The sequence below is a fragment of the Streptomyces torulosus genome (assembly GCF_001419765.1).
GTDB classification, from domain to species: Bacteria; Actinomycetota; Actinomycetes; order Streptomycetales; family Streptomycetaceae; genus Streptomyces; species Streptomyces torulosus.
This window is the reverse complement of the sequence record NZ_LIRK01000700.1, coordinates 1-10,896: the sequence shown is the minus strand read 5'-3', so window position 1 is coordinate 10,896 and position 10,896 is coordinate 1. Positions and strand designations below refer to the sequence as shown.

The 10,896-nt window shown below is 69.4% G+C and carries 10 protein-coding genes and 2 pseudogenes; 3 read left to right on the top strand and 9 right to left on the bottom strand.

The genetic code is table 11. The annotated features are described in order from the left end of the window. Positions 1 to 58 precede the first annotated feature (58 nt). Both AOK23_RS37825 and AOK23_RS37820 read right to left on the bottom strand, forming a co-directional pair. A complete protein-coding gene (locus AOK23_RS37825; protein WP_055717001.1) occupies positions 59 to 1,294 on the bottom strand; it encodes a cytochrome P450 in 1,236 nt (411 codons plus the stop codon). 133 nt (positions 1,295 to 1,427) lie between these two features. Further along, entirely contained in the window at positions 1,428 to 2,651 is a 1,224-nt protein-coding gene (locus tag AOK23_RS37820; RefSeq protein WP_055717000.1) for an esterase/lipase family protein, read from the bottom strand. A gap of 415 nt (positions 2,652 to 3,066) precedes the next feature. On the opposite strand from AOK23_RS37820, the gene AOK23_RS37815 reads away from it, so the two are divergent. Then, on the top strand, positions 3,067 to 4,236 hold the full coding sequence (locus AOK23_RS37815) for a steroid 3-ketoacyl-CoA thiolase (protein WP_055716999.1): 1,170 nt from the start codon (positions 3,067 to 3,069) through the stop codon (positions 4,234 to 4,236). On the opposite strand, the gene AOK23_RS46145 is transcribed toward AOK23_RS37815, so the two are convergent. Both AOK23_RS46145 and AOK23_RS37810 read right to left on the bottom strand, forming a co-directional pair. Next, positions 4,220 to 4,504, bottom strand: a complete 285-nt coding sequence (locus AOK23_RS46145) for a DUF397 domain-containing protein (RefSeq protein ID WP_079049934.1) — start codon at positions 4,502 to 4,504, stop codon at positions 4,220 to 4,222. The two genes, AOK23_RS37815 and AOK23_RS46145, sit on opposite strands and share 17 nt — an antisense overlap. Continuing rightward, positions 4,464 to 5,312, bottom strand: a complete 849-nt coding sequence (locus AOK23_RS37810; RefSeq protein ID WP_055717002.1) for a helix-turn-helix domain-containing protein — start codon at positions 5,310 to 5,312, stop codon at positions 4,464 to 4,466. Before AOK23_RS37810 ends, AOK23_RS46145 begins: the two co-directional genes overlap by 41 nt. 93 nt (positions 5,313 to 5,405) lie before the next feature. On the opposite strand from AOK23_RS37810, the gene AOK23_RS46140 reads away from it, so the two are divergent. Further along, on the top strand, positions 5,406 to 5,840 hold the full coding sequence (locus tag AOK23_RS46140) for an ATP-binding protein (RefSeq protein WP_240496739.1): 435 nt from the start codon (positions 5,406 to 5,408) through the stop codon (positions 5,838 to 5,840). Between the two features lie 194 nt (positions 5,841 to 6,034). Here AOK23_RS46140 and AOK23_RS50855 read toward each other — a convergent pair. The 3 genes and pseudogenes from AOK23_RS50855 to AOK23_RS37795 all read right to left on the bottom strand — a co-directional run. Further along, a pseudogene (locus AOK23_RS50855) lies at positions 6,035 to 6,217 on the bottom strand (Fic family protein); the annotation flags it as partial. 308 nt (positions 6,218 to 6,525) lie between these two features. Continuing rightward, positions 6,526 to 7,239, bottom strand: a complete 714-nt coding sequence (locus AOK23_RS37800; RefSeq protein ID WP_055716997.1) for a hypothetical protein — start codon at positions 7,237 to 7,239, stop codon at positions 6,526 to 6,528. A gap of 100 nt (positions 7,240 to 7,339) precedes the next feature. After that, on the bottom strand, positions 7,340 to 8,095 hold the full coding sequence (locus AOK23_RS37795) for a hypothetical protein (RefSeq protein WP_055716996.1): 756 nt from the start codon (positions 8,093 to 8,095) through the stop codon (positions 7,340 to 7,342). 532 nt (positions 8,096 to 8,627) lie between these two features. On the opposite strand from AOK23_RS37795, the gene AOK23_RS50850 reads away from it, so the two are divergent. Then, positions 8,628 to 8,840, top strand: coding sequence for a beta-lactamase family protein (locus tag AOK23_RS50850; protein ID WP_240496738.1), 213 nt, complete (start codon positions 8,628 to 8,630; stop codon positions 8,838 to 8,840). 261 nt (positions 8,841 to 9,101) lie between these two features. On the opposite strand, the gene AOK23_RS37790 is transcribed toward AOK23_RS50850, so the two are convergent. Beyond that, positions 9,102 to 9,797 (bottom strand): helix-turn-helix transcriptional regulator, encoded by a 696-nt coding sequence (locus AOK23_RS37790; RefSeq protein WP_079049933.1) that lies wholly within the window; start codon positions 9,795 to 9,797, stop codon positions 9,102 to 9,104. 269 nt (positions 9,798 to 10,066) lie between these two features. Further along, a pseudogene (locus tag AOK23_RS37785) lies at positions 10,067 to 10,896 on the bottom strand (outer membrane protein assembly factor BamB family protein); the annotation flags it as partial.

The window sequence follows — 10,896 nt, the reverse complement described above, 5'->3', positions numbered from 1 at the left end:
CCCCCGACTCGGGCCGACGGCGCCGGGAGGCCGTCGGCCCGAGTCGGGGGCGGGGGTGTCAGTCCGCGCTGACCTGGAGGTGTTTCACTCCGTTGATCCAGGCCGAGCGCAGCCGGTCCGGGTCGCCTATGAGCCGCAGGTTCGGCAGGGCGTCGGCGATCGCGTTGAAGATGAGGTCGATCTCCAGCACCGCCAGGGACTTGCCGAGACAGAAGTGCGGGCCGCCGCCACCGAAGCCCAGATGGGGGTTCGGGTCGCGGGTGATGTCGAAGGTGTCGGGGTTCTCGAACACCTCGGGGTCGTGGTTGGCGGAGGCGTAGAAGATGCCGACGCGGTCGCCCTTCTTGATCCGCTTGCCGCCGAGTTCGGTGTCCTGGGTGGCGGTCCGCTGGAAGGAGTTGACGGGCGTGGCCCAGCGGACGATCTCCTCGGCGGCCGTCGCCGGGCGTTCCCGCTTGAACAGGACCCACTGGTCGGGGTGGGTGAGGAAGGCGTGCATGCCGTGGGTGATGGCGTTGCGGGTGGTCTCGTTGCCCGCGACCGCCAGCATCAGCACGAAGAACCCGAACTCGTCCGAGGCCAGGCTCCCCTCGTCCTCGGCGACGACCAGCGTGCTCACGATGTCCTTCGCCGGGCACTGCTTGCGGTCGGCGGCCATGTTCATGGCGTACGCGATGAGTTCGGTGGCCGACTCCTGGCCGACCTCCTCGGTGATGGCGTACTCGGGGTCGTCGTACGAGATCATCCGGTTCGACCACTCGAAGATCTTCGCCCGGTCGTCCTGCGGGATGCCGATCAGCTCCGCTATGGCCTGGAGCGGCAGTTCGCAGGCGACCTGGGTGACGAAGTCGAAGGGGCCGGGCTGGGCGAGCGCCTCGCGCGCGATGGCGTGGGCCCGGTCGCGCAGGTTCTCCTCCAGGGCGCGGATCGCCCGCGGGGTGAAGACCCGCTGGACGATCTGCCGTACCCGGGTGTGCTCCGGCGGGTCCATGTTCAGCAGGATCAGCCGCTGCGCGTCGATCGCGTCCCGCTCGATGTGCTCGCTGAACCGGATGATCGCGGTGTTCAGGAACGACGAGTACAACTCGGGGTGCGTGGAGACGTACTTGACGTCCGCGTGACGGGTCACGGCCCAGTAGCCCTCGTCGCCGAAGCCCGCGAGGCCCGGTGCCTGCGGGACCCAGTGGACCGGTTCCGTGCGGCGCAGCTCGGCGAACTCGGGGAGGGGAACACGATCGTGGAGCAGATCCGGGTCGGTGAGGTCGAACCCGTCGGGCAGCGCTGGACAGGGCATGGTCGACTCCCGTCGCTCAGACGGTCTCCGACGGACCGTCTCTGACGGTCCATCAGTTATCCGGGTCGCCGTGACCGTAGTAACGCGTTCTACAAGTCGCAAGGGCTACGGCGACCCGAATCCGTCGGGCCGGTCAGTCGGGCAGCCGGTCCAGCAGCCACTCGGCGAGCTCCGGGGTGATGGCGGTGTGCGCCGTCGTGTCCGAGGAGCAGATGAAGTCGTCGGCCTCGGACTCGTCCGGGTCCAGGTCGTCGACGGCCGCGTACAGGTCCTTCTGCTGGTCGAGGTCGCGGATCGCGACCGCGCTGACCGTGGGGACGAAGCAGGTGTGCTCGTGCCGCAGATCGATGCCCGCGCCGAACTTCCTCAGCATGTCGGCGAGGATGCCGTACGAGCGGAGGGTGCCGCCGGGGGCGCCGTCGAACTCGGGGAAGTCGCTCGTCAGCACCGTCTTCTCGGCCGGGGGGAACCGTCGTTTCAGCTCGGCGACGATGACGTCCTTGCCCTGTGCCTGGGTGTGGAAGGTCGTCCCGGGGTAGATCCGCTCGACCTTCAGCGCGGTCTCGCCTGGCGGGATCGCGAGGCCCGTGCCGTCCCCGCGGCCGTTGGCGAGCGCCAGCTTCCTCGGGATGGTGGGCCAGCCGCCGACCTGCGACAGCTCGGTCAGGAACCGCGTGCGCTCGGGGGCGATCCCTGTGTCGCCGGTCACCGGGTTGTAGTGCCGCCAGAGCATCTGCCGGGCGGCCGGGCTGTTCATCTGCCGGGCGAACGGGTTCGGCACCGGGATGAAGTGCGAGAACGCCTGGAGGCCGACGGGGACGACGGCCCCGTGGTGCGGCGTGTCGTAGGAGAAGTACAGGGCGGTGCGGTGGTCCATCCGCTGCGTCTCCAGCTTGGCGAGGGCGTAACGGGTGACCAGGCCGCCCATGCTGAAGCCGCCCACGGTCAGCCGCGTGTCCCCCAGCTGCTCGGCGCTGGTCCGCAGGATCGCGGCGATCGCGGCGTCGGCGTTGTCCAGGAGGGAGGCGCTGCGCTCGTCGAAGCCGAGCAGGATGACGTCACGGCCCCGGCGGCGCAGCTCGCTCAGCAGCGGGTAGGCGCCGCCGTCGAGGCCGGCGTACAGCCACTTCAGGTCGCTCCTGCCGACGTTGAAGCCGTCGGCCATGAGCACCGGCCGGGTGATCCCCTGGTTGCCCTCGCCGCGGAAGACGTGCGCGAAGCCGTTCGGCAGCTCCCACCGCGCGTCCGGTTCGGGCGCCGTGTACGTCTGGGGTGCCGTCGGTTCGGCGCTCACGGGGGCGGCGAGGGTGAACTCCCCGACGCATCGCTCCGCCTGTTCGTGCTGTTGCTCGGACAACGTGGTCGTCTCCTTCTGCGCGCCCGGCACAGCAGCCCGCCGGAGCGGGCTGGAGGACTGTGCGGGCCGGCGCGGACCCCCACATCGCAGCAGCGCCGCCGAGGGTCTGCCACGCGATGCCGGGCGCTTCATCCGTACGAAGGGAGTGGAGGTGAGGGGCGATTACCTTCGCGGTGTCACCCCTCCGGCCCAGTGGCGCGCCGTGAGAGCCGGGGTGACCACGCGTTCCGGGGCGCGTGGTGCGCCCGCGCGCGGGGGAATCCGCCTGCGGATCGCGTGTGCGCCGTGCACGACCCTTGCGGCGATGTGTGTCGCATCGGCACGCTGTCAGGAGAACTAGAACGCGTACTAGTTCTGCGTGGCGGGCCGGGCCGGGACGCCCCGCGCCGCGCGGGTAACCGTTGAGAGGATCCCCATGGCCGCGGAACCCGTGATCGTCGAAGCCGTACGCACGCCCATCGGCAGGCGCGGTGGCGCGCTCGCCAATCTGCACCCCGCCTATCTGCTGGGCGAGACCTACCGTGAACTCCTCGGCCGCACCGGCATCCCCGCCGACTGCGTCGAGCAGATCGTCGGCGGCACGGTCACCCATGCCGGCGAGCAGTCCATGAACCCCGCGCGCACGGCCTGGCTGACCATGGGCCTGCCGTACGAGACGGCCGCGACGACCGTCGACTGCCAGTGCGGCTCCTCGCAGCAGGCGTCGCACATGGTGGCCAACATGGTCGCGGCGGGGGTCATCGACGTCGGCATCAGCTGCGGCGTCGAGGCGATGTCCCGTGTGCCGCTCGGGTCGGGCTCCAAGCACGGCCCCGGCAAGCCGTTCCCCGACGAGTGGAACGTCGACCTCCCCAACCAGTTCGAGGCGGCCGAACGGATCGCCCGCCACCGGGACCTGACACGGGAGGATGTCGACGCGCTCGGCCTGCTCTCGCAGGAACGGGCCGCCGTCGCCTGGGCCGAGGAACGCTTCAAGAAGGAGACCTTCGCGGTCCAGGTCCCCACGACGGAGGAGGAACAGGCCGCCGGTCAGGGCATGTGGCGCCTCGTGGACCGGGACGAGGGCCTCAGGGACACGTCCGCGGAGGCGCTGGCGCGCCTGAAACCGATCATGCCGACCGCCGTGCACACCGCAGGCAACTCCTCCCAGATCAGCGACGGCGCGGCGGCGATCATGTGGGCGTCGAAGCGGATGGCGCGGGCGCTGAAGCTACGACCGAGGGCCCGGATCGTCGCCCAGGCGCTGGTGGGCTCCGACCCCCACTTCCACCTCGACGGCCCGATCGACGCGACGAGGGCAGTGCTGGGCAAGGCGGGGATGTCGCTCCGCGACATCGACCTCGTCGAGATCAACGAGGCGTTCGCGTCCGTGGTGTTGAGCTGGGCGCGGGTCTTCGAGCAGGACCTGGGGAAGGTCAACGTGAACGGCGGTGCGATCGCGTTGGGTCACCCGGTGGGCGCGACGGGAGCGCGGCTCATCACGACGGCACTGCACGAACTGGAGCGCACGGACAAGGAGTTCGCCCTGGTGACGATGTGCGCCGGGGGCGGACTCGCCACCGGGACGATCATCCAGCGGCTGTAGAGGCCCAGCCGAGGAAGCTGACGAACGCGGCGGGGCCCAGGGATAGATGGGGTCCCGCCGGGTTCTTGGAGTCGCGGATGAGGAGGGTGGGGGAGGAGGTGGGGGTTGCGGCGATCTCTACGCAATCACCGCCCTGGTCACTGCTGTACGACGACTTGCGCCAGGTGAGGGGGCCGAGGGGGGCGCATTCGACGCACTCGCCGCCCTGGTCGCCGCTGTAGCTGGACTTACGCCACCGAGCCCCTGTCGGGATCGCGTTGCTCTCCATAGCGGTCCTCCATCACGCGTCGGATCAGCTCCGCCGAATCCCTGAGGGAGAGGGCGGCAGCACGAAGATGATCGTAACGGAGCGAGCAGTTCTTCACCGTGTCCGGGTTCGCAGTCGGATGCCCACTTCCGTACCCCTCCATATAGACGATGTCCGGGTCTCGCTCGAAGCGGTAGACGTTGAATGAGCCGGTCAGCCCCGCGTGCGCCCCGGCATCGAACGGCAGGATCTGGACGTTGATCCGGGGGTTCTTCTCGAAGGCCAACAGTTTCAGCAGTTGGCCTCGCATGACCTTCGCGCCGCCGATCTTCTGGTAGAGCGCCGCCTCGCTGATGACCGCCCACATCACCGGCGGTTCCTCTTTCTCGAAGACGCGCTGGCGGGCGAGCCGTACAGCGGTGCGGTCGTCCAGGTCGGTGTCGTCGAGGGAGCCGAGTACGGCCCGTACGTAGCCCTCGGTCTGGAGCAGGCCGTGGACCATGTGGGCCTGGAACGTGCAGATCTCGGCGGCCCGGACCTCCAGCTCCGCCACCTGCTGGAACCAGGCCGGAAGTTGACTGCGCATCACCAGGACGGCGAGCCGGGACAACAGTCCTCCCGTCTCCAGGGCCACATCCACCCGCTCGCTGAACTCCAGTGTCGGCACCTTCCTCGCCGTCTCGATCTGCCCGACCAGCGACGAGGTGTAGCCCAGGATGTCGCCCAACTGCTTCTGTGTCAGGCCCGCGGCCTCCCGGCAGCGCCGCAACTCGTAGCCGTAGTAGTCGAGCGGAGAGGCGCCGGGGTCGAGGGTGTTGATCTGGGTCATGGTGCTGTCCCCTCGTTGAAGCTTGAACTCACTGTTGAACAGGTTGTGTCCGTTCTGTCGCCGACAGTAGTTGCGCCAGGTCACCCTTGTGGGGTGAACGGATACATTCCCCCCATCGTTCTGGGCGCTCGCCCCGCCCAGCACCGGATGTGTTTCACCGTCGGTGAGCACTCCGCGCATCACATCCGCCGCATCGTCCGCTCCTACCTCGACGAGTGGGAGATGCCGGACCTGACCGACGCGGTGCAACTCGGGGTCACGGAGCTTCTCGCCAACGTCGTACGGCACGTCCCGGACCGCCGCTGCACCCTGCTGTTGCTGCGGTCGCCCGCCGGGGTCCGGGTGGAGGTGACGGACGGGTCCGATCAACTCCCCGTCCTGCGCACCGACATGTCGCCCTACGCGGACGGCGGCCGGGGGCTCGTGCTGGTCGACGCCGTGGCGGACAAGTGGGGTGTGGGCAGGTGGCGCGACGGCAAGACCGTCTGGTTCGAGTGCCGGTGCGGCGGAGAGGAGCGGTCCGCGTGAGCGGCGCGACGGGCGGTGCCCGAGATGAGTACGGCGACGAGGTCGGCCAGGGAGAGCGCGCCGCCGGGGTCGTCGGCACGGCGGGGCACCCGGCGCACGGGCCCCACTTCGTCCAGCGCGACCCCGTCCCGCGCCAGCACGTACGTCAGCGTGAGGAACGCGGCGCGGGCGTTGCCGTCGTCGAACGGATGGAAGAAGCACACGTCGAGGTAGGCGCGGGCGGCGCGGGCCGGGAGCGTGAGGGCCGGCTCCGCGCTCTGTGCGAGGCAGTCGGTGAGGCGGTCCGGAAGGTCGGCGCCGGTGCCGTAGCGTTCGCGGCCCTCCTTGGCGTACGCCGGGCCGGTACGGAACGCCGGGGGCTTCGGCAGGCCCAGCACGTGGCGCTGCCAGGCGGCGAGGCGGTCGAAGGTGAGGGGCAGTCCGGCGGCGGCGTCGGCGCGGGCCCGGTCGAGGGCGGCGCGCAGGCGGACGGCGCGTACCGGGGACCGCTGGTGGTCGTGGGCGTGGATGTCCTGCACCGCCCCGTCTTCTATCGGGGTGACCGGTACGACTGGGAGGCATTCGTGCGGGCCGGTGGGAAGGAGCCCGTGCGGGGTGACTGCGCGTGCGCGATGCCAGGGGACCGTCTCGCGGAGGGCCAGCCATATCCGTAGGTGGTCCGGGGCGGCGGCCGGGCGGGGCGTGCTCAGGGGCCGGCCTCCAGGGAGGTCGCGAGGCGTTCCGCCACGTCGTCCATGAGCGTGCGGTCGGGCGCGGACCAGCTGCGGAAGCGGCCGTCGATCGCCTTGTCGACCCGCGCCCGGGCCGTCTCGTCGTCCACGCCCCAGCGGGTCAGGAACCACATGAGGACCTGCCGGCAGTGGCCGTACCAGCCGCTGCCGCCGCCCGTGCGGTCCACGACCTGAGTGACCAGGCGGACGGTGGCACGCTCCCAGGCGTCCTGGCGGTCCTCGGCGGGCATGCTGTCCAGCGGGTAGTGGTCGAAACGGTCGGCCGTGTCCTCCAGCCAGTCCCGCCACTCGCACAGTGCCTCGGCGATCCGGTCGAGGGTCTCCTCCGGGTCGGTGGCGCTGATCGAGTCGCGGGTGCAGCACCAGGCGCCGACCGGGCCGCCGTCGTAGTCGCCCTCGTCGTGGGCCCAGCGCCAGCCGACGGTCCAGCGGCCCCACCGCTCGACCATGGCGAGGGTCATCTCGTCGGCCCAGTCCCGACCCGCACCGTGGGACCACCGGATGATGTCGCTGTTCGCGGCGTGGCCGGTCGGGCGAAGGGGGGTGCGGTGCGCGGGGGCCAGGGCGCGGACCGCCTCGGCGGCCTCGTCGGCGTCGAACGGATGCCGACGGGGATCGACGTCGTCCCAGGTCAGGGTCCCGGGGCTGAGCAGAGGGTGGTAAGCCATCGCGCACATGTTCTGCCGGGACCGGCTTCACCTCAACCCAATTTCCGCACGGGGGCGGGCCCGTGCGCGGGGCCCGCCCCCTTCTGCCCGGACGGCGGTGTCAGCTCCCGACGGTCCTGAACGTCGTCGCCGTGCCGTGGTCGCCCAGGCCGGTCAGGACCTGGAGCTTCTTGATCGGCTTGGTGCCCGCGCTCTTGAACCGGGGCGTGGCCGTCCAGTTGGTGACGGCGTCCAGCATGTTCGCCTCGGGGGCGAACGTCGTCGCCCCGGCCTTGACCGTGAACGCGGCGTTGAAGTTGGTGCCCTTGTGGCCCGACTTCCGGCCCTTGCCGGTGATCATGCCGTCCTTGCCGGTCTCGTAGGACAGCGTGGTCGTGGCGCTGGTGACCGGGATGTCGAAGATCCGCTCGGTCGCCGTGACGGACAGGCTGACCGTCTTCGTGGACTTCGCCGTACGGGACGCGGCGACCGTGGTGCTCGTGAAGGTGACGTCCTTGTTGTAGGCCGCGACAGTCGAGAACTTCTTCTTACCCTTCTTCGAAGCATTGCCGACGAATGCCTTTTGGGTCTTGGTGTCCTGGATGTAGTAGACGAACTTCTTCTTCTTGGCCGATGACAGCTTCTTGAAGTGCTTGAGGACAGCCCTTGCCGACGCGTCCTTCTTCGCCCTCTTCTCCAGGTACTTGGTGTAACTGGCGACGGTGTACTTGGGCCTCGGCAGGACGGCAGTGGACGATTCGGTGTTTGCTCCGGACTCCGCCGCCGATGCGGTGACAGCTGGGGCGACCACGGCGAAGGCAGCGAGGAGCGCGATTGCCGCGACGCCCGTGCGCTGGGGCAGGATCATCTTCTTCATCTTTTCTCCGGTCGAGTCGGGGACTGCGAGGACAGTCGGGAACCGGAATGTGACGCTAGTGAGATCCCTGGAGACAGTTAATTGGCCAAAAGGGAGGTGTACCTTTGGACGACCCTCCTGCTGAATCCGCAGGTAGGAGGACTTTCGGGGTGACAAGTGGTGTCAATTTAACCCGTTCTGCGCAACCTCAGATGTAGCTCTGAACTGTCTCGGCCACGTCGGAGCGACACACCCATCGGCGGACCCGTACGGCGTACTGAGGCCCCCATGTCCCACACCACCCGCCGGACAGCCGTGCCCTTAGCCGTTGCTCTCATACTCCTCGCGGCGCCCGCGCCGACCCGTGCCCAAGCGGCCGGTCCGGACCCTGCGACGTAACGCCGACGTCGTACGCGACAGCGCTATGACCGGGGTGCCCGTGCGGCTGGACGCGCCTAACTGCGGTCGGACCGACCGCAGCAGGGTGAAGATATCGCCACCGGCGCGCCCGTACCCCCTGGCGAGACATCCACATCGACAGCACAACAAAGACGTGCTCGCGACCGTCGTCCTCCAACTCGTCGGCGAGAGGCGGCTGTCCCTGGAGCACCCAATGGAGCGGCGGCTGCCGGGCATGGTCCGGGGCTACGGCAACAACAGGCGGCGGATCACCGTCCGCCAGCTTCTTCAGCACGGGGGCTGGTCGGACTACATCTCGGACGCTCCACCACGTACATCTCGCGGCAACGCGTCGCGTCCGCCATGACGCATCCGCCGATCTTCGAGCCAAGCGGAGCTGGAACCAGGAAGTCACCGTACGCGGATCCTGGGTCCGCTGCGGCCTACCCGCCCCCTGATGCCAGGCGACGACCCTCGTCTGCTCGACCCGAGTCTCGGTCACCGTCGTCGTACACAGTCGGCCGGCGGATGAGGAGACCGCCGTACGCCACATCCGGAGCAGCACGGACCTGGTCGACCACGCCGTGTGCGCCCAGCCCCGGAGTGGCCACGAGTACGAGGCCCAGCCCTACCCATCTGCCCCCGGCGAAGAGTGCTGGACCGGCCCCGCCCGGTCCAGCAACCCCGTTCGGGCCGCCAGTGCCGCCGCCTCCAGCCGTGAACCCACGCCCAGTTTCATCAGGACCCGTTGGACGTGGGTGCGGGCCGTCGACGGGGCGATGCCCATGCCTGCCGCGATCAGCCTCGTGTCCTCGCCGTCCGCGACGCGGACCAGCACCTCCACCTCGCGCGGGGTCAGCATCTGGAGCAGGCGCTGGCCCTCGTCGTCCGGCTGGGCCGCCGGGTTCAGCAGTTCGCTGAACGCGCTCTGGAGCAGTTGCGGCGCCACCGCCGCCTCTCCCGCGCGGGCCTTCATGATGGCCCGCTCCACGCCCTCTATGCGTTCGTCGTGCCGTACGTAGCCGGACGCGCCCGCGGCGAACGCGGCGGCTATGCCGCGCGGGTTGGGCACCGGGCCGAGCACCAGTACCGCCACCTGCGGTCGTTCCCGCTTGATCCTGACCACCGGGTCGAAGATCCCCGGCTCGGCGGGTGTCGCCGTGCCGAGGAGGCACACCTCGGGTGCCCGTGTGATCACCAGTTCCGCCGCGCCCGCGGCGGGTGCCGCCGCGGCGAGCACCCGGTGCCCCCGCAGCTTCAACGCCGAAGCCAGCGCCTCGGCGAGCAGTCGGTGGTCGTCGACCACCATGAGCCGCACTCCCATCGAGCCAGCCACCCCCCAGTCCCCCAATGGTTGCCCACTATGGCCGCCCACCGGGCCTCACGGACAGAAGCCCCCCGACTCCGCCGTCTGCTCCCCCGCTCTCATGCCCCCGGAAGCTACACGCTTGTTCGACGTTGCGCTCCCCTACCGGAGAGAAGTGCCCCGGATTACCGAAATCCCTCCCATTCGGGAGTGATGGGGGATACGTGCACGGCCCCACCCCTGACCAGGGGCGGGGCCGTCGCGCGGGACCCAGGGGGCGCGTGGGGTTACTTCGCCCCGAAACCGAGCGCCGTGTACTCCTTTTCGTCCTCGTCATAGGGCTTGCTGACCAGGTCCTTGCCGATGAAGAACCGTCCGTCGGTGTAGAGCATCTCGCTCAGCGTCGGCACCATCGCGCTGATCGCGCGGAGGACCGACTCGGACGACGGGGTCTCGATGAGGGTGGTCTGCTTCAGCGTCTTGCCGTCGATGGAGACGACCTGGGCACCCTTGTCGTACGGGCCGTCCTTGAAGGCGATGACGTTCGGGCCGTCCATGCGGATCGGGAACAGCTCGTAGTCGTCACCCGCGTCCACCCGGTCGCCCGTGGACTTCCCCGTGGCCAGCGAGAAGGAGACGATCTCGTTGGTCCGGCTGTAGGAGCCGGTGCCGTCGTGGTTCTCGGTCGGCATGTACACCTTGTCGTTGCCGACGTAGATGCCCTTGCAGGACCAGACGCCGCGGACCGGGCAGTCGTAGTTGTACTTCTTGTCCGGGATGGAGATCTTGGCGCGCAGCTTGCCCTTGTCGTCCAGCGAGAAGATGTCGCTGGTTCCGGTCAGCGGCACGTCGCTGCCGGTCACCACGCCGAACACCACCGGCTTGGTGGAGATGATCTTGGCGCGGTCGATGCCGGAGGGCAGCTTGTATGTCCACTTGACATCACTCGTCTTCGAGTCGAGCAGCTGGATCTCGAAGGTCTCCTCGCCATAGTCGCCGCACTTGCGGACCGCGACCAGCTGGGCGCCGCCCGCGTAGCCCTCGTCCGTGCACTCGCCGGCCTTCGACGTCAACTCCGGCAAGGTGCTGTGGTCGCCGAAGGCCGGCGAGTGCACGG

Bases quoted from the DNA above. Each gene is read 5' to 3' on its own strand.
- AOK23_RS37795 (WP_055716996.1), bottom strand. From the start codon at position 8,095: ATGAAGAAGATGATCCTGCCCCAGCGCACGGGCGTCGCGGCAATCGCG.
- AOK23_RS46145 (WP_079049934.1), bottom strand. From the start codon at position 4,504: ATGGAGAGCAACGCGATCCCGACAGGGGCTCGGTGGCGTAAGTCCAGC.
- AOK23_RS37825 (WP_055717001.1), bottom strand. From the start codon at position 1,294: ATGCCCTGTCCAGCGCTGCCCGACGGGTTCGACCTCACCGACCCGGAT.
- AOK23_RS37810 (WP_055717002.1), bottom strand. From the start codon at position 5,312: ATGACCCAGATCAACACCCTCGACCCCGGCGCCTCTCCGCTCGACTAC.
- AOK23_RS37815 (WP_055716999.1), top strand. From the start codon at position 3,067: ATGGCCGCGGAACCCGTGATCGTCGAAGCCGTACGCACGCCCATCGGC.
- AOK23_RS37790 (WP_079049933.1), bottom strand. From the start codon at position 9,797: ATGGGAGTGCGGCTCATGGTGGTCGACGACCACCGACTGCTCGCCGAG.
- AOK23_RS37800 (WP_055716997.1), bottom strand. From the start codon at position 7,239: ATGGCTTACCACCCTCTGCTCAGCCCCGGGACCCTGACCTGGGACGAC.